The organism is Bacillus nitroreducens, assembly GCF_964021195.1.
The window spans coordinates 2,667,160-2,688,969 of record NZ_CAXHYI020000003.1 but is presented as its reverse complement, the minus strand read 5'-3'; the positions used below and the strand labels follow the sequence as shown (position 1 = coordinate 2,688,969).

At 35.9% G+C, this 21,810-nt stretch carries 21 protein-coding genes and 1 riboswitch; of the genes, 2 read left to right on the top strand and 19 right to left on the bottom strand.

Annotated elements, in window-relative coordinates; genetic code table 11:
• Positions 1–44 precede the first annotated feature (44 nt).
• Both ACWPVE_RS16930 and ACWPVE_RS16925 read right to left on the bottom strand, forming a co-directional pair.
• Entirely contained in the window at positions 45–635 is a 591-nt protein-coding gene (locus ACWPVE_RS16930; RefSeq protein ID WP_453995360.1) for a genetic competence negative regulator, read from the bottom strand.
• Positions 636–753: 118 nt separating this feature from the next.
• Positions 754–1,527, bottom strand: coding sequence for a metallophosphoesterase (locus ACWPVE_RS16925; RefSeq protein WP_453997606.1), 774 nt, complete (start codon positions 1,525–1,527; stop codon positions 754–756).
• Between the two features lie 231 nt (positions 1,528–1,758).
• On the opposite strand from ACWPVE_RS16925, the gene ACWPVE_RS16920 reads away from it, so the two are divergent.
• The gene (locus ACWPVE_RS16920) at positions 1,759–3,816 is read left to right on the top strand and encodes a catalase (RefSeq protein WP_453995358.1); all 2,058 of its coding nucleotides are present in this window, start codon (positions 1,759–1,761) and stop codon (positions 3,814–3,816) included.
• A 264-nt stretch (positions 3,817–4,080) separates the two neighbouring features.
• On the opposite strand, the gene ACWPVE_RS16915 is transcribed toward ACWPVE_RS16920, so the two are convergent.
• From ACWPVE_RS16915 to ACWPVE_RS16895, 5 genes are all read right to left on the bottom strand, one after another.
• A complete protein-coding gene (locus tag ACWPVE_RS16915) occupies positions 4,081–4,554 on the bottom strand; it encodes a YpbF family protein (RefSeq protein WP_453995356.1) in 474 nt (157 codons plus the stop codon).
• 106 nt (positions 4,555–4,660) lie between these two features.
• Positions 4,661–5,311, bottom strand: a complete 651-nt coding sequence (locus ACWPVE_RS16910; RefSeq protein WP_453995354.1) for a LysM peptidoglycan-binding domain-containing protein — start codon at positions 5,309–5,311, stop codon at positions 4,661–4,663.
• A 2-nt stretch (positions 5,312–5,313) separates the two neighbouring features.
• Positions 5,314–5,910 (bottom strand): CPBP family intramembrane glutamic endopeptidase, encoded by a 597-nt coding sequence (locus tag ACWPVE_RS16905; RefSeq protein WP_453995352.1) that lies wholly within the window; start codon positions 5,908–5,910, stop codon positions 5,314–5,316.
• A 5-nt stretch (positions 5,911–5,915) separates the two neighbouring features.
• Positions 5,916–7,427, bottom strand: coding sequence for a RecQ family ATP-dependent DNA helicase (locus ACWPVE_RS16900; RefSeq protein WP_453995350.1), 1,512 nt, complete (start codon positions 7,425–7,427; stop codon positions 5,916–5,918).
• On the bottom strand, positions 7,417–8,490 hold the full coding sequence (locus ACWPVE_RS16895; RefSeq protein ID WP_453995348.1) for a helix-turn-helix domain-containing protein: 1,074 nt from the start codon (positions 8,488–8,490) through the stop codon (positions 7,417–7,419). The genes ACWPVE_RS16900 and ACWPVE_RS16895 overlap by 11 nt, the downstream gene beginning before the upstream one ends.
• 296 nt (positions 8,491–8,786) lie before the next feature.
• On the opposite strand from ACWPVE_RS16895, the gene ACWPVE_RS16890 reads away from it, so the two are divergent.
• A complete protein-coding gene (locus ACWPVE_RS16890) occupies positions 8,787–9,035 on the top strand; it encodes a 4Fe-4S domain-containing protein (RefSeq protein WP_453995346.1) in 249 nt (82 codons plus the stop codon).
• 80 nt (positions 9,036–9,115) lie between these two features.
• On the opposite strand, the gene ACWPVE_RS16885 is transcribed toward ACWPVE_RS16890, so the two are convergent.
• The 12 genes from ACWPVE_RS16885 to rluB all read right to left on the bottom strand — a co-directional run bounded on the left by ACWPVE_RS16885 (position 9,116) and on the right by rluB (position 21,635).
• A complete protein-coding gene (locus ACWPVE_RS16885; protein ID WP_453995344.1) occupies positions 9,116–9,928 on the bottom strand; it encodes a histidinol-phosphatase in 813 nt (270 codons plus the stop codon).
• A 236-nt stretch (positions 9,929–10,164) separates the two neighbouring features.
• Complete coding sequence (locus tag ACWPVE_RS16880) at positions 10,165–10,851, bottom strand: peptidoglycan DD-metalloendopeptidase family protein (protein WP_453995342.1); 687 nt, start codon at positions 10,849–10,851, stop codon at positions 10,165–10,167.
• 220 nt (positions 10,852–11,071) lie between these two features.
• A complete protein-coding gene (locus ACWPVE_RS16875) occupies positions 11,072–12,298 on the bottom strand; it encodes a hypothetical protein (RefSeq protein ID WP_453995340.1) in 1,227 nt (408 codons plus the stop codon).
• Entirely contained in the window at positions 12,273–12,821 is a 549-nt protein-coding gene (gene sigX / locus ACWPVE_RS16870) for an RNA polymerase sigma factor SigX (RefSeq protein ID WP_453995338.1), read from the bottom strand. The genes ACWPVE_RS16875 and sigX overlap by 26 nt, the downstream gene beginning before the upstream one ends.
• Before the next feature lie 109 nt (positions 12,822–12,930).
• Positions 12,931–13,434, bottom strand: coding sequence for an ECF transporter S component (locus ACWPVE_RS16865; RefSeq protein WP_453995336.1), 504 nt, complete (start codon positions 13,432–13,434; stop codon positions 12,931–12,933).
• Between the two features lie 3 nt (positions 13,435–13,437).
• Positions 13,438–13,857 carry a DUF4430 domain-containing protein gene (locus ACWPVE_RS16860; protein WP_453995334.1) on the bottom strand — a complete coding sequence of 140 codons (420 nt, stop codon included), beginning with the start codon at positions 13,855–13,857 and terminating at the stop codon, positions 13,438–13,440.
• A gap of 350 nt (positions 13,858–14,207) precedes the next feature.
• Positions 14,208–14,425, bottom strand: a riboswitch (cobalamin riboswitch).
• A 93-nt stretch (positions 14,426–14,518) separates the two neighbouring features.
• Positions 14,519–16,303 carry an ATP-binding protein gene (locus ACWPVE_RS16855; RefSeq protein ID WP_453995332.1) on the bottom strand — a complete coding sequence of 595 codons (1,785 nt, stop codon included), beginning with the start codon at positions 16,301–16,303 and terminating at the stop codon, positions 14,519–14,521.
• Entirely contained in the window at positions 16,300–17,016 is a 717-nt protein-coding gene (locus ACWPVE_RS16850; protein ID WP_453995330.1) for a response regulator transcription factor, read from the bottom strand. Before ACWPVE_RS16850 ends, ACWPVE_RS16855 begins: the two co-directional genes overlap by 4 nt.
• Positions 17,017–17,290: 274 nt before the next feature.
• Positions 17,291–18,463 carry a c-type cytochrome biogenesis protein CcsB gene (ccsB, locus tag ACWPVE_RS16845; protein ID WP_453995328.1) on the bottom strand — a complete coding sequence of 391 codons (1,173 nt, stop codon included), beginning with the start codon at positions 18,461–18,463 and terminating at the stop codon, positions 17,291–17,293.
• A gap of 2 nt (positions 18,464–18,465) precedes the next feature.
• The gene (locus ACWPVE_RS16840; protein WP_453995326.1) at positions 18,466–20,124 is read right to left on the bottom strand and encodes a cytochrome c biogenesis protein ResB; all 1,659 of its coding nucleotides are present in this window, start codon (positions 20,122–20,124) and stop codon (positions 18,466–18,468) included.
• A gap of 14 nt (positions 20,125–20,138) precedes the next feature.
• Positions 20,139–20,669, bottom strand: a complete 531-nt coding sequence (gene resA / locus ACWPVE_RS16835) for a thiol-disulfide oxidoreductase ResA (RefSeq protein ID WP_453995324.1) — start codon at positions 20,667–20,669, stop codon at positions 20,139–20,141.
• A gap of 228 nt (positions 20,670–20,897) precedes the next feature.
• Positions 20,898–21,635 carry a 23S rRNA pseudouridine(2605) synthase RluB gene (gene rluB, locus ACWPVE_RS16830; RefSeq protein WP_453995322.1) on the bottom strand — a complete coding sequence of 246 codons (738 nt, stop codon included), beginning with the start codon at positions 21,633–21,635 and terminating at the stop codon, positions 20,898–20,900.
• Positions 21,636–21,810: the final 175 nt, after the last annotated feature.

The window sequence follows — 21,810 nt, the reverse complement described above, 5'->3', positions numbered from 1 at the left end:
TCTACATAAAAGAAAAACCCCTATACCTAACCTAGAGGTCTTTCTTATTTTTTAATAAAAAATTTGTAAATATCATTTATAGCCTGCTCTTTAAATAGGATTTTTCCATATTCATGGACACGATATTTTGTAATTGTGGCTGGATACCCAAATTCAGCTAGTATCGCAATCACATTTTCCGTATTTATTTCTAAATTGTCTTCAAGTAATAAATAAAAATAATGATTAAATGAATAGAGTCTACCACCATCTATAGATAAATTTTTTAAACGTGTTGATAATTGTATGACATCTTCGAATGTATGAAATTCATAAAAGATATCTTTACTTTCATCCAGTGTAACTTGCATTTCAATATAATCTTCATCAATAAACTCTTCATCTTCAAGATCCCCTACGGAATTGGTTACGATAATCACCATGCCTTGGGCTTGTAAAGAATAGACTTCAACAGCAATTGGGCCATCGGCTTCAAAACCTAATTCTGCATTTGCTTCTTCGATCATATCTCGAAATAATTGGTGGACCTTTAGTGAATCAGTTAAAAGATCATCCTTAGTGAGGCCACGATCCATCAGATCATCGGATGTTAGAAAAATTTTAATTTTATTATAAGTTAAGCGTTCAAGACGCATGAAAAACCCTCCCTCACCATCACACCTACAGCAACCGTTTCTTTATTTTATGAAGGAAAATAAATTATGTTCTTGATTCAGTGTTGATTGGACATTATTTCCGCTATGAATTATTACATTAATTATCTGATGATTGAAGAGTGAGCAAATGCGTTTCAGGGGGTGCACCAAATCTAAGAGGCACACCAGATGTACCGTAACCATTACTAATGAAAACAGTCGTTCCGTTTACTTGTGTAACTCCACCCTTAGGGTAAAGTCCAATTTTCCAAAACCGAATTTGGCCACCATGGGTATGACCAGATAATAAAAGACTAATCTGATGCTTCGGGGAAATCTCCTTTATGATTTCTGGATTATGGCTAACTAATATTTTAAAATCTGCCTGCTCCCCTACATCTAATAGAGCAAGATCTAACCTGCTCCTACCTTCTTTCAAATCGTCTATTCCCATTAGTGCAAGCTTTTCTCCATCTTCCGTTTCGAAAAACATGGCTGTATTATCAAGAATTTTAATTCCCATACTTAACATAAGGGAATCAAGCTCATGGTAGTCCACTTCATAGTCATTATTACCCCAGACAAAATAGATGGGTCCAATTGTCTTGATTAATTGGAGGTTTTTCTTTACACGATCAAACGGTACACCCTTTTCGGTTAGGTCCCCTCCGATAATGACTATATCTGCTTTTCCCTTAGCCTCGTTAATTATTGTTTCTGAAACTTCTCTTCTGTGAATATCTGAAATAAAGAATATTGTAATCTTACCGAATCCCTTCGGTAATTCCTTAAATGTGAATGTATGTGTTACTACACGGTCAAGTCTTGCTTCATACAACATATAGAGAAGGAGCAGCAACCCAACTGACACTATCGCAAAAAAGACGACCATCATTCTTGCCTACCTCTCTACATTAAGCGTATTTTTTTCTAACGTATACCGATATAATACCATAAATTGTTGAAAAGGCTAACAATTAAAATAAGTGTATTTATAACGGAAATAGAGTTAAAACTTTCATATACATAGACAAACCTAAAATAGCAAATACAAGAATATTTAGGATACCACATCATATATTATAAGGGCCTAGTAGCTAAATATGAAAGATGGGTGATGAACATGGATGAAAAGTCATCAAGAAACAAAAAGACCCCTTCTAATGACCCAAAACAACGACAATTAGATCAGTACCGCATACAAAATACCGGAAAACCTTTAGAGACGAATCAAGGGAGAAAAATCTCAAACGATAGAGAAACATTAAAGGCTGGTGTACGCGGTCCGTCACTTCATGAAGACTGGCATTATTTTGAAAAAATGACTCATTTTGTACAGGAGGAACAACCAGAAAGGGTCGTACATGCAAGGGGTTACAGTGCGCATGGCGAGTTTGTATGCTATCAATCTATGAAACATGTAACAAAAGCTTGTTTTTTACAAGAACCAGGGAAAAAGACTCCTATCACATGCAGATTTTCAACTGTACAAGGACCAAGGGGATCTTATGATACTGCAAGGGATTTACGTTGTAAGGGTGTTAAGTTTTATACAGAGGAAGGGAATTACGACTTAACAACCATTGCGATGCCTGTATTAATTAACCAGGATCCTATGAAATTTCCAGATGTCATTCATGCCTACCAAGCAAAAGATGATGATGATATACCAACGGCCACTGGAGCTCATGACCATTTTTGGGATTATGTCGCCAATAATCCAGAGTCTCTTCATATGGTGGCATGGGTCATGTCAGACAGGGGAATTCTAAGAAGTTATCGAATGATGGAGTCATGGTCGATTAACACGTATCTATTTGTAAATGAACAAAATGTAGCTACCTTTGTACGATTTGTGTGGAAACCCGTACTTGGAGTTCATTCGCTGCTTCAGGAAGAAGCAATCAAACTAGGTGGGATTGATCCTGACTACCACCGTAAAGACTTACGTGAAGCCATCGATAAAGGCTTTTATCCAGAATATGAACTTGGCGTTCAACTAATACCTTTAGAGGATGAATTTAAATACGATTTTGATATTCTTGATCCCGCAAAATTTTGGCCAGAAGAACTTATCCCCGTCCAATTAGTCGGAAAACTGACATTAAACCGAAATATTGAAAATTATCATACTGAATCGGAACAAGTTGCATTTAATCCTGCAAATGTGGTGCCTGGTATTGACTTTTCGAATGACCCAGTATTACAAGGTAGATTAATAGCTTACCATTTGGCACAAGTCCATCGATTGGGTTCGCCAAATTTTCAAGAGTTACCAATTAATAAACCTGTTTGTCCTTTTCATAATAATCAGCGAAGAGGTCCGATGAGGTATCGCATCGATGTCGATCAAGTGAGTTATCATCTCAATTCACTAGCTAATAATACTCCATTTGAAACTCCTCCCGAAGAAGGTGGGTATGAACATTATCCAAAGAAAGTAGAAGGTCATGTGGTTCGTGGCAGGAGCGAATCATTTAATGATTTCTTCTCGCAAGTGAGAATCTTTTGGAATAGCTTAACACCAGTTGAAAAACAACATACAATTGAAGGATTTAGCTACCAACTCGGAAAAGTAAAAAGCAAATCTGTCCGACAACAGAATGTTAATTTATTAGTAAATGTGGATAAAGAGCTTGCCACAACCGTTGCAGATAATATCGGGGTCGAACGCCCAACTGGAACACATGTACCAGTAGATATTAGTTATCCGTCTCTTAGCCAGGAACGGACGCCTAAATATGCTGCTACATTAAAAGTTGGGGTCATCGTAGGAAATGGTTTCAATGGGCAAGAGGTATCTAATGTACTTCATACTCTCAAACAAAATGGAGTCTTTACTGTTATTGTCAGTGAAAAGCTTGGGACTGTTACAGGCGCGGACGGAACACAATTAAAAGTTCAGGAAACCTTTATTACATCTGACCCTTATCTATTTGACTCACTCTATATTGTTGGTGGAACAGAAACTGGTCCGATTTTCATTAAAGCTACTAATAAGTTCTTTGTAACTGCATATGAACAATATAAGCCTATTGGAGTTTCAACAACAGGACAATCGTTTATTTCAACATCCGAATACAATAACTTAGCGGGTGTTGTTTTCGCCAGAAACAATCCAAACTTCGGAACAGACTTTGTCAATGCAATTGCACAGCAGCGCTTCTGGAACAGAGTTTAAAATATGAGTAGATAATCTTAGGGAAGTAACAGTTGTTATTTCCCTATCTCTATTTTATTCTATTCAGCAGTCTGAAACTGCGGACATGGTTAATTAAGTTAGGATCTCTCTTATGACACCTGCACCAAAATATGTGAAATCACTTCCTGAACCTAAAACACTATTCATTGTTTATGTATTTTACCTATTAAAAACATTGAGGTAGCTAATTACTTATGACAAACTCCTTTTTTAGAATAGCTGAACGCCCAAAAAGGCATTCAGCTATTTGCTTTCATGATACAAGTTCACATCAAATTCTTTCTTCATCATTTCAAATACATGTTGCCTCTCACGCCATTGTTCTGGTTCTTTCCATAAATCTTTGCTTTTATCTACAATTTCACGTCTAATCGCATGGTATTTATCCTCGGCTTCGTCCTTCTTTTTGTCAACATATCTTATCCCGCCATAGAGTCCTCCAATGATAAAAACAAATATAAAATAGATGGATTCATCAAGAAAAATTCTTATCATCAATTCTGTGGAGTAACTATAAGGTAGAATTAATGTTCTATAAACATATACTAAAAATATCGCTAATAAAAATAACGCAACTAGCTTCATATAGTAGGATCTCGCCTTAAGTGTTTCATATTTTCTTTTTTTCTCTACAGAATGTTGAAGCATTTGCTTTGTTACTTCATCTGTGTATTCATTTAACTCTCTTATTTGCTTCTCGATTTTTGATCCCCCCATACTCCTTGCTTTTACGTTCTATTATAAAAATATGAGCTTGTACATACGTATATGTCTTTTATGCAAAAAAAATAACGCGAGATTCCCTCTCGCGTATTTGTAAATATTATTTAACTCGAACGGGTATACGTAATACCTGACCCTCAACAACCGTATTTCCATCAAGATTATTCCATTCTTTTATTAATTCCTCACCTGAGCGACTATTGTAATATTTCATGGAAATCCGAAAAAGATTTTCACCAGCTTGTACCTTATGATATTTAATATCATAGCTGTCCTTTGGTTGTTCTTGTTTAGATTCTGGTTGCTTTACCGCTTTTATTGGTGGACTACTTTCTTCAACGTCTTGTTTGGTTTCTACTTGAGATGGTGCTTCAGCTTGGTTGTCACCAACTGGTTCGGTTTCCTCACCCTGTTCACTTGAGGGCTCTGGGTCTTTTTTAACAGGATCAGGCTCTCCTTCATCATCTATTGTAGATTGCTTAACCTCATCCTCGGTTTCATAGCTAATACTTTCAAAATTTGCACTCCGCTTAACAGGAGTGGACTCTACCTGTTCTGGATTCGAATTAAATTTATAGCTCAGAATGGCAACAGGGAGTAATATAAATAAAAGTGCAAGCAAACGAATGACTGGATATTTTAATTTGAATTTTGTTTTCTTTTTCTTCTGTTTATGCACTTCAGTTCGAGACGGTAATGGCGAAGTGCGTTTTTTTATTTCAACTGAATGATCTCTTTCAGGTTGTTTCAAAACTATACCTCCCTTTTAGGATTTTTTAAAAAATCCATCCTAAGCTTTACTGCAAGAATAAAATCAATTAAAAAATGAGCATATACGGTAATCCAAAGATTTTGATAAACGTCATAGATATATCCTAATAAAAAGCTCAAAACTATGACAGAGGTTAATAAAACCCACTTATGTAAGTACCGTACATGCAATAGTGCAAATACGATACTAGCTACGATAAGGCCAAAATGAGTTTGAATAACTCCTCTAAATAAGATCTCTTCTGAAAATGAAATTAAAAGACATAAAACAAAAATGTGCGTGATACTTCTTCTTTGAAAAATGCGTTCATTGATACCCCCGTCATCATACATTGCTTCTGGAAGTGATTTAATCAATAACATATCTATAAAGACTACAGCTAATGCAAATGTTGATCCGATAATAAGAATATTCCAGTCCTTCCATTTCCACAGTTCCAAAAACGAAGACCAATCATCAAACAGAAAGAAACCAAGCCCAAAGGATACGAATAATAGAATTACTTGAGTCAGATAAAGGTGAAAGATGATCTCTTTATCCGCTAAATTTTTAATAATATCGGCTTGGCGCCTACCCATATTTTTCACCCATTTCTATGGAAGATACGATACAATTCTTGTCTCCAAGTAGGAAATTCCCAGTCAGTTTTCTCGTTCTTTTTTTGTTTGTATAAATCCCAATCTACCTCACATAAATCACAGCAAGACGAGGGTTTCATTTTTAATTCTTCATCGAAATAAGACAGTATTGCTTCTCTTCTACATTCTTTTGCCTGTAACCAATTCTCCATCATTTTTAATTTATTGTACTTGTATAAATATCGATTGTTAGCAACTTCTTCAATCATTTCAATTGCAAGGTGCGGAACGATTTTAGAATGAACAACTTCATCTAATTGAAGGTAAAATTGGATAAATCGCCATTGTACTTCCGTAATACTAAATGCCGAAAGAAAGTACTCTTCCACTGATTTTGTGTTTGTAAATTTTCCTTTTGTTTGGATCTCCTGATTGATATATTCAATTACTAGTCCAGTCTGTTCTTTTGTTGGAAATTCATATTTAAGTAAGTTTTCTGGGATTTCTCGATCATTTTCACTATGAAGTAAAATAGCAATACTTGATTGCCCATCTCTACCTGCCCGTCCTATTTCCTGTAGATATGCTTCCATCTGAGAAGGATAATGAAAATGAATCACAAAACGAATATCTGACTTATTTACTCCCATCCCAAAAGCATTCGTACTACAAATAATCGAAATCTGATTATTGATAAACTGCTCTTGAATCAGCATCCTTTTTTCTTGTTCCATTCCACCGTGGTAATACGCCACTCTTTCAAATCCTTTATCCTTTAGATATTGCGAGATATTTTCTGCCCATAATCGACTAGAAAAATAAATAATACCTGGTCCTTGAAGCTCATTTGCATATTTTAAAAGTGCTTCTTTCTTCTCCTCCAACGATTCCACTTTTTTAACCACAATTGCAATATTCGGTCGATCAATTGAATGAATGTGCATTTTCGGTTGTGCTAACTCAAGTTTATTTCGAATATCTTCGAGAACCTCTTTTGTAGCCGTTGCTGTCAATGCTAAGCATGGGGGAGCACCAATTTCCATGCGAATCTCACCTAAACGGGAATAGTCTGGTCGAAAATCATGTCCCCATTGCGAGATACAATGCGCTTCATCCACAACAAAAAGAGAAAAACGAATACGTTTTAGTCGATTTAAAATATGTGGTGATTGCAGAATCTCAGGAGAAGCAAAAATATATTTATATTTGTGCAAATTAGGAAGAACTCTGCGTTTTTTCTCAAGCGTTAAGAAACTATTTAAGGCAATAACTCTTTTTTCACCCATTTTTTTTATTTGTAAAACTTGATCTTCCATTAGTGCCACGAGTGGAGAAACAACTAGAACACTTCCCTCAAGAATTTGCGCTGGTAATTGATAACACAGTGATTTTCCACCACCTGTTGGTAATAGCGCCATGACATCATGACCTGACATGATGTCTTCTATTACTTCCTTCTGGCCTTCTCGAAAAGTAGTGTGATTAAATTTTTCTTTTAATATTTGATTAAGATTCATATTTACCACCAAATTTAGCGAGAACTAGTCTAATTTCAAAGTACGATATACCCTCTGGTAGTTTTTCTTTTAGAGGCCGAAGTTGTCTTGTAGGTGTCTCCTTATATTTGGAGAGAATCAATTGTTGATGTTCTATTGGAACATAGGGTTCAATTGAAAAATCGGGCTGTTGGTGTGTTACTTCAACAACATGGTCTTCAATTGTATTTCGTTTCAAATTGCGTATCTTGGCAATTTCTTCAATCGTTTTCCCCTGCATGATCATCTGATAAGTTGTTTTGGTAGATGCCGTAAGAGTAACATTTGCATGTTGCGAATCAGTAATTAAAGCAAGAATTGGATAAAGAGTATGATTTGTCTCAAGATGCCCGATAATGGTATGTAAAGTATGAAAAAAAAGAACCTGACACCATGTTTCATCCTCATTAAGTAAAGAACTAATTTGATCCATGGTATACCCTATTCGTTTTGAACTAGTAAGCCTCATCACAAAAATAGTGGCTTCAAGTTCTGATACCATTTCAAGGATTCCTAAAACTTCTTGATAAAGTGTTTCTGATAAGGAAAATCGGTTCTGTCCTTTCCTCTTCAAAAATCCTTTTACCCATTCAAATACCGATTCATCCTGTTGGATGGGAGTATATTGTGTTTTGTTATCAATTAAATTTGATAATACTTGTGTGAGTAATGAAAGTCTTCTCCAAAATAAAATCGCCTTGTCATGATATTTCCATCCTTCTAATTTTTCGGGGATTGGTTTCTGTTCTAACTCACTTTTTAAAAGTATTTTGCCTTTGGATGTCGTAATAAATTTATTGCTACGCAACTCTATTTCATGGATCAGTCCATGTTCAAGAAGGTTTTGAATTTCCTTTTCGAAATGTAACCTTTCTAACGGTTTTAATATGCCAAATAGCATCGTAAGGTTAAAAAGATTTGCATCACCAATGGTTTGAGAGGATTTTTTGCCATTTAACAAATGAAAAATCCCATAAACAGTACGTTCACCTTTAAGTTTTTGTAAGGCAAATAAGATCAATATTGAACGATAGGTAATATTCATCTTCTCTCCCCTCTAGAATCGACAAATAGTTGGAAAATTGTCGAATGAATGCTCCCTTTATTTTATCAAATAATAACGATTAGTGGGATATTTTCGTTAGGAAATATACTCATACTCTTTACATGGAATTAAAACAAGCAATAACGTGGTAACTCAAGATATTTGTATTGAAAAGTTTTGTGAACAGCTTTACAATGAATATGAGGTAGCTGTTTCCATCTTTTGAGGACGTAAGGTGGAGAACTAATATACATTTATGTTTATATATGTAACGATTTTCGGGAGGTTAAAAACACATGGCTAAGTATACCATTGTTGACAAAGAAACTTGTATCGCATGTGGTGCATGTGGTGCAGCAGCACCTGACATCTACGATTATGATGATGACGGTATTGCATTTGTTACACTTGATGATAACCAAGGAATTGTTGAAATTCCAGAAATATTAGAAGAAGATATGATGGATGCTTTTGAAGGCTGTCCAACTGACTCCATTAAAATTGCAGATGAGCCATTTGATGGAGATCCACTTAAATTTGAATAGTACAAAAAATTAGGAATCCTTTGGAAAAAGGGTTCTTTTTTTATGTAAAATTAAAAAACAGGCTATACGCCTGTTTTTGTTTATCCAAGTGGAACTTCTTTTCTATTCCCTTTTTCAAAAGTCATTAGAGTTTGATAACCAACACTTTTAGCAAGTTCAATCGCTTGGTCATAATCAGCACCTACATCCTGAGGACGATGTGCATCCGAAGATAATACGATTGGAATGTTTTTATCAAAACACATTTGTAAGAGTCGTGGATCAGGATAAAGCTTTCTAATTGGCTTTCGTAAACCAGCTGTACTGATCTCAACGCATGTTTTTGAATTTGCTAGAGCTGTTGTTGCACGGTCGAATTGATGTAAGAGAAATTCCTCATCTTCGGGAATATACTTAAATATTTTAACGAGGTCAATATGACCGATAATATCAAACAAGTTTGATTCTGCTAATGTTACGACCTGATCATAGTATTTTGTATATGTATCATGTAAATCACGTCTATCCCATTCTTCACGAAACTCTGCAAGGTCAATCCCGAAATCATCTACCCAGTGAATCGATCCAATTACATAATCAAAGTCATAAGAAGAAATAAATTTTTCCATTTCAGCATGCTTCCCTGGTGTATAATCCATTTCAATGGACATTTTAACATCAATATTTTGTTTCCATGCAAGTTTAAATAAATCTACATAATCCTTCATGTCATAATATCTTCTTGCATCAACCCAAGGATTACTTAAAATATCTTTTGTTTGATAGAAATGGTAGGCATGCTCCGAAATACCAAAATGTTCAATGTTTTTCGCCTTTGCTTCATCAATAAACTTCATTAAATAGTCTAGTTCAAGTGTTCCTAATTCTAAATGATTGTGATAATCAGTACGCATGTTAATCCCCCTAGAAGTTTTTATCATTATACATGAACAAGCTTCAGATGGGAATGAAAAAACCTAAATTTTTATAGGATTTACACAAATCGAAAATACCTAGGCTAGGTTGCGTCAGATATCTACGCATGTAGAATGTAACATGAAGGATTTACACAATTTGTGTTATTCACTCGATATTATCTTGATGACTCACATTGAAAAGTAGGACACTCTTTATTGTCGGCCTTGACGAACTATTGTAAAATTAGAACTTGCTCAGGAAAGATTAAATCATTCGTCAATCGATTCAGGTCTTTAATTTCCTCAACAGAAACTCCAACCTTATTCGCAATCACTGATAAACAATCTCCAGCTTTGACCGTATAAGTTTCAAGGTTTTTTGACACCTCTTCATCTTCCTGCGCCATTAATGCGGGAACAAGAATCTGTTCGTCTGTTAGCATATATAGTGGATCAATCGCATTATTTCTGGACGAATTCCATTCACCATTATGTACTTCAAAATGCAAATGAGGACCAGTCGATCTACCAGTACTTCCTATATAGCCTATCAATTGACCTTTTTCCACTTTTTCTCCTTCTTGAACAATCCGTTTACTAAGGTGTGCATAGACTGTTTCATATCCATTTGGATGTTCAATAAAGACAACATGTCCATACGATCCTTTGTAATTTGAATTTTTAACGATACCTTCTTCAACTGCATATATGTGATCTCCAAGTGGAGCAGCGATATCCAGCCCTTTATGATTCCCCTGCCGAGTTCCAAACGTATCAGTGATTCTCCCTACGACGGGCCATGCCCACTCCTCCGTTATATTTTCTGAACGTTCATGAGCATCGACATTTTGTCCTCCAATAAAGGATAATCCCAAACATGTCGCTAGTAATGCAACCATTGAAAATCGTTTAACTAACATTATGATCCTCCTCAAAAATTGAACAATTAATGCTGCTATCATTTTTTACTTGTCTTTCCATACCACCTGCTTGAGTCAACCGCACCCAGTGATATTTTTTCTGAATGCAATTTGAAACACCCTAACAGTATTTGAAAATCTTCATAAATTATGTAAACATTTTCCTAAAAAAGTATTTTTAACATAAAAAAAGAGACATCTAAGTGCCTCTTAAATCGATCTATAAAGGATTTGGAGCAAGTGGAACCGATACTGGTTCTCCAAATGGTACGTGCCCAATCTGATCTATATTTCCGTAAAAAGTAACGGTTTTAAAATTGAATTCTTTCGCTGTTAACAGCATCGCATCAAGCATTAGAATATAATCATCGGTATTCTCTAAAACCGCATTCTCACTAAAATGAACCTCTAACCGATCTTCGTCTGTCTTAACTTCTTTTATATCGGATATGATGGTTGGACGAAGAGAATAATCACCTTGCTCAGTTTCTGCATCCATGGCATCAAATGCTTGTTCGATTGTTTGATAGTTATCATAGGATAGGGCTAAAATTTTACGGTCTGATTCTTCATTTTGATAAGATAAATATGCCTTTTTTGTATCTTCTTCCACATCAATATGATTTTCTACAATACCCGTCTGTCCGATGATTACACCTTTTTGATTATGTTGATAAAGCTCAACATGTTGATAGCCTTGTAACATGTATCGGAATGAATTGATTGTTTGTCTAAATTGATCCGATTCAGCTGTCGCAAAGGACTCTGTTTGAATGGTGTTATTTACTTCAACCTTTACCGCTTTAGATTGGTTATTCGTTTCTATTTCTGAGAAATCCAAAAAGTAGGATTCTGGGACTTCATCAATTCCCCAACTTGGGTTTGCTCGAATAATGCCATTAACCGTTGAGAGGTGCTTTTGCCATTGCTCTACAAGGTTTCCCCCATCTGATTCTACAGCAATTGAAACGACAGCAGGAAACATGGCTCCACCTAAATATACACCGTATGTTAACAGGACTTCATTTTCTCCAATGGTGTTTACTACATAGTTTTGACTCGATTGATCTTCAAATGAAAACGTATTGTATTCTTCATTTCGCTCAGGATTTTGGCTTTTTTCTAGAATGCTTACCTCTTCTTCCACTGGTACTGTTTCTTTTGAATTTGAATCCATCGCTAAACGCGTATTTTCTTTTGCCATTTCGGCAGAATCATTACTGCTATTATTCATATTATTTAAGAATGAAGGGGCTAAGATGACTAATAGTAGCACAGCAGCTGCAGAGGCAATACTTGGTACAACCCAGAACCTCTTCTTTTTCTTATGCATATTAAGGGTTATATTTTGATAAATCTCGTGTGGATCTCGCCTATCTTTAATCTCAGGCATTTGTGTCAACAAATGCTCAATTTTTTCATCACTCCACTTTGATTTTTTCATCATCTACTCCCTCCTTTACAGCTAATTCTTCCATATACGACTTTAATACTTTAAGACCTCTATGTTGTGTCGTCTTAACTTTACTCTCCGTCCAACCAAGAGCTTGCGCTGTTTCAGCAATTGATAATGATTGAAGAAATCGTAAAATGAGCACCATCCTCTGATCAGTGGTACAACGGTCCAAACAGCGGTACATTGTTTGAATTTCCTCATTCTGCAGAGCGATTTCTTCTGGAAGTGGCGCATAATCCTTTACCTCTTGGCGACTCCAATCAAAGGTATCTAAAATACGTTGTTTCCAGCCTTTTTGTTTTCGAAATGAATCGATGGCAACATGTCTTGCGATTGAAAACAACCATGTTTTCTCACTACTTTTTCCTTCGAATCTATCATATGATTTTAAAACCCTTATATAAACTTCCTGAACGAGATCTTCAGCTAGTTCACGATTTTTTACCATATAAAATAAGAAGGAGAAGACATCGTGATGATACTTTTCATATAGTTCCTCAAACAAGGAATCCATAGCAAATCCTCCCGTTCATTTATTTGTCGTTTATACTCATAAAAAAGTTACACTCCCAATATAGTATGTTTTCATGAAAAAAGGAAGAATATTATGGTAATATTCTTCCTTACTTTGCGATTGTGACATTTTTCAAGAATAATAGTCTTAAGATTGGATAGAGGATAAGAAAAAACACGCCATTTCCAATTGCATGACTCAAATCAAATGGAAGACCAGCTAAATAATAAGCAATGAACTTACCAGACAATAAATAAAGAGGTAATGAGATGATGAATCCATATAGAAAACCACAAAACACCGCATAGATGGACAGCAAAATGGCTGGGATGCGATCGCGGTACTTCCGAATCAATCCACTAAGTACACCAATTATAGCCCATGCGATGATTTGCCCGAATGTCCATAAACCCATCCCCAAAACAAGGTTCGATAAAACTGCGCTTAAAACAGCTATAATCACACCATAAAGTGGCCCTAAAAACAAGCCTGTAATGATGATAATCACAGTTGTAGGCTGCACATTCGGAAGGAATGTAAATGTAATTCTCCCAACAACAGACAATGCGATTAACATCGAAAGCAGCGTAAGGTTTTTAACCGATACATTCATTAATTATTCCCACGAGTGTAAGTCAAATTCGATTTTGTCTTCAGGCTCCACTTTGTATTCATTTGCTCCAACCATTGCTTCTTCACCGTTTATGTAATAGAACCATGATGTTTTCTCTTCGTCACTTCCAGCTACCCCATTAATGCTGGCCACAAAAGCACCATCAAATTGTGTCTCGACTTCAAAATTTTCTTGCATAACATCCATTACAGTAACTTCTTTACCTGATTCAATTTCAATTTCTTTTTCTTCAATGATTTCTTCTCCGTTGTTTTTAGAAATTACTACTGTAACGATTTCAGCTTTTTCTTCTTGATTCGCACTCTCTGAAGCATCGTTATTGGAAGTATCGTTCGTTGTTCCTTCATTGCTACATCCAAATAATAATCCTAAAGATAGTAAAACAAATAATATTTTTTTCATTTCCCTAGCTCCCTCTGTGTTAGTTAATGGCAGTTTTCACAAAATCTGTTGTTTTTTTAACCTTTTGATTTACGTTGTGAGCGGAAGTTTTTCGCGGGTCCTACCTGGCCTCGAGTGCACGCTTTTCCCGCTAGTGTCACCGCCTTTACGCTTCAATCAATTGGTTCCACTTTATACGTTAAACACAACATTTTTTTGCAAAGAGCCTAATTATTACATCTATGTATAGTACTTTTTGCACCTACTACAAAAGATAAAAAAACCCACCCAATAGGGTGAGCTTTGTATACAATACGAAAAAACAATAAAGCCAAAAGCTTTAGTGTTAATTCCTACACCCCGAAGAATTAAAATTCGTTCGAAATTAGGCAGGTCTACTGACTATGGTTTCTTCCTACTTTGAGTCCTTCCCATATGATTAACAGCATTTGCCATTTATTCATACAGTGGTTCTTCTCATTTCGTCCACCTATACAGTTGCGGGGGCAGTTCTGGATTCACACCAGATTCCCTATTAAGTCTAAAGAGAAAAAAGCTTCTCTGACACCTATAATTCCGATTCATGATTTAATTTTTTATGACATTATTTATATTACTTGAAGTATTTCACTTTTACAACATGTTTCTTATGGAACAAGATTCTTCGCCACATTCAACCAAATTATTCACTTTTTCGAGGAATTATGAATGTAAATGTCGTTCCTTCGCCAAGTTTACTATGGACAGAGATGTTACCATTATGCGCAGCCACAATATTTTTTACGATAGCTAGTCCTAAGCCAGTACCTGACTTTCCTCTAGTTCTTGCTTTGTCTGCTTTATAAAAACGCTCAAATACAAATGGTAAATCCTCTTCTGGAATACCAGTACCAGTGTCTGTTATATCTACTTTAACAGATGTCTCCTGTCCAGTAACATGGACCTCAACTTTACCATTTTCATCCGTATGTCTGATTGCATTATCAATCAAATTAGTAAATACTTGTTCAATTCGGTCAGAATCTAAATAGATTTCCCCTATGTCTTCTTCCTTTGTAGCAGTTAAGGTAATTTGATTTTCCTTGGCCACCCCTTGGAATTTCCGAATCACACGTTCTACTAGTGAGTCGAAATCGACTGTTTCTTTATTCAACGTAATATTCCCTGATTGCATTCTCGCCAAGTCTAACAATTCATTGACGAGTCGCCCCATCCGTAAAGATTCGTCATAGATCACTTTAGTAAGCTCTTTACGCTCTTCTTCTGAGCTTGCAATATCATCCATTATTGCTTCACTATACCCTTGAAGCATTGCAATTGGGGTACGGAGTTCGTGTGAAACATTGGCAATAAAGTCCTCACGAAGTTTATCCAGACGCCTTTCTTCAGTCATATCACGAAGGACAGCAACGGCACCTCTGATATATGTTTGATTATATAGCGGACTCATTAAGATAACCCACGTTCTTCCTTGTAGGCTAATCTCAATAAATTGCTCTTTTTCAAACGAAACAGAGCGCTGAAATAAATCTCTTACCTCAGGTGGAAGTTCTTCTCCAACATCCTGATACATACCTTGTTGATAATACCAAGCTTGCAAAAATCGCTCAGCAGGTGGATTTGTTACCAATATCGTTCCATCTCGGTTTAAAGTGATAACTCCGTCCGCCATACTATTTAAAATACTCGCAAGCTGTTCTTTCTCTTGATTTAGGGCATTTATATTATATTTTAATTGCCTTCCCATTTGATTTAATGCCATTCCTAAGGCACCTATTTCATCATGTGTTAAAATGGGAACCTTCGTGTCGAATTTTCCTCTTGCTACCTCAAAAGCCGCTTCCCTCATTTTGCGTAATGGAGCTGTAATACGGGTGAGTAGGAAAAAGGCAAAGACTGTAGTTAAAACAATCCCAATTCCTGCAGCTAAGACAATAAATTTGGTTGTATGTTGTGTTGTGCTTTTAACAACATCTAATGATTGATAAAGAAATACCGCACCTTCTTGATCATCTTCAATATGAAGGGGTGACCCCACCACAAAAAGCTCTTGAGATTGTTGATTTAAATTAAACTTTTCAGGCAAATCTATTCGTTTACTTTCGTTTTGATCCTTAGTTATAACACGTTTTAGATCAGGATCTTCAGTTATAAGAGTAACTGGTATATTCGCCACTAATTCTCTATCTGGGGACACCCACATTGTGTCTTCATCAGCAACTATTATGACCTTTGTTTCGTCATTCACAAGCTCCCATGCTAGAGACCTTGCAAATTCTTTATCCTCATGCTGCTCCATAATAACAGCAATATTTGCTGCTAGTTGCGTTAAATTTCGTTCAGCTTCTTGAATATGGTAATTCTCAAAATACTCCATAAAAAGAATCGTTAATACAAATAAAACAAAGGAAAACAATAAAAGAATGGTTGCCCAAAGTTTTCCTACAACACTCCGCCAAAATTTCATTCCTGGCCGACCTCAAATTTGTAACCAACACCCCAAACAGTAACAATCATTTTTGCTGCATCTTGAGAGACTTTATTTAATTTTTCACGTAACCGTTTAACGTGTGTATCAACCGTACGTAAATCTCCGAAGAATTCATAATGCCATACGTCTTTTAACAACTGCTCACGATCAAATACCTTGTCAGGTGATTTTGCAAGGAAACATAATAATTCATATTCCTTTGGTGTTAAGTTCACTTCTTTTCCATCTGCAACGACACGGTGCGCATCATTATCAATTGTTAAATGTGGAAAAACAATAATATCCTTAGCGGTGGTTTCAGTTTGAAGGTACGTGGTTAGGGATGCTCTTCTTAATAAAGCTTTTACACGAAGAACAACTTCCCTTGGACTGAATGGTTTTACGATATAGTCATCTGTTCCAACTTCAAATCCTTGTACGCGGTTCACTTCTTCACCTTTTGCAGTAAGCATGATAATTGGGGTTGATTTTTTCTCGCGTAATTCTCGGCATACTTCTATTCCATCTTTTCCTGGCATCATAAGATCTAATAGGATCAGATCGTACTCATTTTTAAATGCCTTATCAAGAGCATCGTTCCCATTGTCTGCTTCTTCAATCACATAATTTTCACGTTCTAAATACATTTTAAGTAAACGACGAATTCTTTCCTCGTCGTCAACGACTAATATTTTAGCTTCTTTTTCCATAATTCGTATTCCTCCAATTTCTTTTTCGAAAGAATATTTTTCTATATATCTATCGTACATAAATTCTTCATAATTTGCTATAACATATATCACACTTAGTATTCCCATTAATGATAAAAGTCAAAATTCCGACACAAATATAGTATTACAAAGATTAAAAAAGCCTTCATCACTTGATGAAGGCTTTAATTTGTCTACCATGAATACTATTTTTGCTGAATGGCTAGATTCTAGTCACTTCAGAAGGAAAATACTTCTTCTAGTAGCTCTCCCTTTATGCATATGAGTGTAATCCTGCAATTACTAGGTTTACAAATATTGTATTAAACATAATGATAAAGAATCCTACGACTGCTAACCATGCAGATTTTTTACCATGCCACCCTTTTGAAAGTCTGAGGTGAAGAAATGCTGCATAGAAGAGCCAGGTGATAAGGGCCCAGACTTCTTTTGGATCCCAACCCCAGAAACGAGTCCAGGCAATTTGTGCCCAAATCATCGCAAAAATCAAAGCACCTAACGTAAAGACTGGGAAACCAATTGCTACCGAACGATACCCAATTTCATCGGTAAGGTCTAAATTTAGCCTTTTTGTTAATGGCTGCAATGCTGCACCGATACGTTTACGTAAAATTAAACGCAATAGTCCATATAAAATAGTTCCTACAATAATGGACCAAAGGACTGTATTTACTTTTCTTGCGCTTAGAATTGCTGGCAATTCTATGCCACTAGAAAACTTACCGTCTGTCAATAATTCTCCTTCATTTGGTACGACTAAAGCAGGTAAAGTAAAGACCATTTCAGCCTCAACACCCTCTTTATCTACCCATGAGAATGCCGATTCATATTTCATCGCTCCAAATGTCGATGATATGACAACAAATCCCACGACAACTACTAATACATACATAACAAATTCTAACCAAATTGTTTCCTTGCTTCTCACAGATTGATCGACAGCCTTTAATAGATACAGAATCCCCGCTACGAAGCTAATGGCAAGAATTGCCTGCCCTAATGCTGCTGTAATAACATGTATGTGGAGCCAGTCACTTTGTAACGCCGGGATTAATGGCGAGATTTCACTTGAAAACATACTACCATACGCAATTATGATTAGTGCAATTGGTAATGTAAACAATCCTAATATACTGGATTTATAAATAAAATAAATAATAATAAACGCTAGAACTAGCATCATTCCAAAGGCAGTAATAAATTCGAATAAATTACTTACTGGTGCATGTCCTGCCGCAATCCATCTGGTGATAAAATAGCCTAAATGTGCTGCAAATCCTAATGTCGTAATGATAATCCCGATTTGTGACCATCGGTTATACCCATTTGTACTTTTATTATCACGAATCGCACCACCAAAAATAAATGTTGCAACTAGATAAAGTAAAAAAGCTGCATAAAGGAGATTTGAACTTAATTCAGCCATTATTATCCCTCCTTATTTTCCTTATTTTTTGCATCAACTTGATCAATAGGTTCCGCGATCCCTGTATCTGCTAAGACATAACGAATTTCATTTTTCAAACCAAACCAGTTCTTATTCGTATGCCCAGCAACAATCACCTCGTTATTTTTCCGCTGAATCCAAATACGACGATGATGCCAGTATGAGCCTTGGATAACCCCTATCATAAAAATGGCTCCACCTACAGCTAGAATCCATAAGGTAAAGTCTCTTCTAACCGTTAAGCCAGAAACATTCTTCATATCCACACCAGAAAAAGCCATTTTATATTTATTATCACCCATCGGCTCAATATTTTGCTGAATGGCTACGAAACTAATTTCTCCTTCTGGTTTATCAGGCGCAAACATTTTGAAAACAAATGCTGGGTTGTTTGGTACCCTTGTTTTTGTAGATGGTTCACCTTCGTCATTAAAAAAGAAATCTGGAAAATAACTTGCAAGTTCAATGGAATAACCATTGCCTAGGTCATATTTTTCTTGCGGATCTCTTAAATTAATCGTAATTGAACCAAACTCCTGATTTGTCTCTTTGTCCACCATATTAAATGACATTGTACTAAATTCATTTAATTTGTAATCAACTTGATAGACAGCATAATGATCATGTTTTAATGGCTTGTTCACTTGAATTTGATGTGTTTTAACTTCTTTTAACTCTGGTTCCACGCCAGGAATGATTTCATCAACACGTTCATATAATTTCACGTCAGTTTGGAAGTTTTTCACAACCATTCCACTACCAGCAATGTCAAGAGCCTCGTCAAAGACTTCTTTTTCTTTACCCTTCTCATAAACTTCTACAATAAACTTTTCACTTTCCAAATAATATTTTCCATTTGTTCCTGGAAGACTAGCAGTTTCTCCTTCACGGATCCAAATTACCTCATCCACATACATTCCAGGTACGAAGCGGAGCATTGCCCCTATGAGGAAAATAATTAGACCACAATGGTTTACATATGGGCCCCATCTTGAAAAACGACCCTTTTCGGCTAGTATATTTCCATTTTCTTCACGAACCGAATAACGTTTTTTTCTAAGTTTTTCCTTAACCGTTTCAAAATCATTATCCACATTCTCAACGCCGCTTTTCCCATAAACACGCTGTCTTTTTAAGAAATTTTCATGACGTGTTACACCTTGTTTTTTCAAAGCTTTATATAATGGGACCACTCGGTCAATACTACAAATAATTAAAGAAATACCGAGCATTGCTATGAGTATCATGTACCACCATGACCCATAAAGGTTATGGAAGCCCAATTGATAGTATAATCTTCCAGTAATTCCGTACTCTTCTTCATAAAAATCAGCTGGATCCATTGCTGGAGGTATGTATAATTCCTGAGGATATATCGTTCCAAGTGCAGATGCAACTAATAGCACAACAATAATCCAAATTCCAACTTTTACAGAAGAAAAGAAATTCCAAATTTTGTCAACAATTGTTTTATTATAGGTTTGGGAGCGCCTTGCACTTCCCTCATACCTCATATCAAGTAATTGCTTTTTCTCCTTGTCACCTTGTGTTTCTTCATTTTGTACAGGTTTACCACAAGCTTCACAAAAAATCGTTCCGTGTGGATTTACATGTCCACATTCACATTTAACGTTTTCCATAAAAAAATTACTCCCTATGGCTTTATTAGCTCCATGTATTCTCGTACCATCTTGCTCGTCATCTCACCAGTGATTATCTTGACGACTTTTCCATCTTTATCAATTAGTAAAGTCGTTGGTAATGGGTCAATTCCATAGGCATTTAACAGCTGATTACCCTTATCGATCGTAACTGGAAATGATAGATTGTATTGTTCGATAAAGTTATTTACACTGAATTTCGGTTCACCGACATTAATTGCGATGACCTCAACTCCTTGATCTTTATAGTCCTGATAATATGTATCAATATAAGGGAATTCACGTTTACATGGCTCACACCACGTACCCCAGAAATTTAAGAATATACCTTTTTCCCCTCTATATTCTGATAAATGATGTTCTTTCCCATCTAAGTCCGTTACAACAAAATCAGGTGCCATATCCCCAACTGCAACCTTTTCCTTGCTTGTAAAGAAATTTATATACAATGTATACACTAGTGCAGCGGCGAGAAGTGATAAAATAATTGTTCGAATAACTAATCGTCGCTTTTTCTTGTTCATTTGAAGTCTCCCTTATATTCGTATTAGATGTGTACTTCACCTGCCATTATAGCACTATATAATATGGCTACATTGTCAACATTTTGAAGGTTATGTGACAATTGAGAATTATTTTCGTTAGTTTTTTAACCAGCATGATAAGAAAACACTCAGGAGAGTTGACACTTCCAGAAAACGTTTTAAAATATTACCTTCATTCAGGCGAGTGAACACTGTTCACTCAACCTTTCATGATAAGCGATTATCTTTCGTACTTGCTAGAGCCCTCAGTTGTTTTACTTCATGTGGTAAAAGTTCTCTAAATTCACCTGTATGTAAACCTTGTAGAGTAAGAAAACCAAATCTTTCTCTTTTAAGCTTCATGACCTGATGACCAATCGCTTCGAACATTCTCTTAACTTGCCTGTTTCTACCTTCGTGAATGCTGATCTCGATAATCGATGTTTGCTTACGCTTGTCCATTGAAATAAGTTTAACTTTTGCAGGGGCAGTCTTCCCATCTTCAAGCACTATGCCTCTTTCTAATTGACGAAGCTTTTCCTTTGACGGGATACCTTTTACCTTTGCAACATACACTTTTTCAATTTCATATTTTGGATGTGTTAGAAGATTAGCAAATTCTCCATCATTCGTTAACAAAAGTAAGCCTGATGTATCATAGTCAAGTCTTCCAACAGGATAAATCCGTTCTTTAATTTCTTGAAAAAAGTCAGTTACCACCTTTCTGCCTTTATCATCACTTACACTCGATATCACAGAACGTGGTTTATAAAATAAATAATAAACAGGCTCTTCCCGCTCTAGTGGGATGCCGCTTACCTCAATTTTATCATTTGAACTTACCTTAATTCCAAGTTCCTTTACAACTTTTCCATTTACTTTCACATGTCCAGCAACGATAAGCTCTTCGGCTTTTCTTCTCGAAGCTACACCTGCATGTGCTATTACTTTTTGTAGACGCTCCATCTATGTTTCACCCCTTAAACATATTACTTGTTTCTTTGTATTTGTACAAGATAAAAACATTTTCTAGTATGTCCATCCTAGTTCTTTCCTAATAATATGTCTTTTTTTAACCATTCTGTTTAAGTAAACTTTATTTAATATGGGGATTTAGTATTTTTCCTTTTTAGTCACGCCA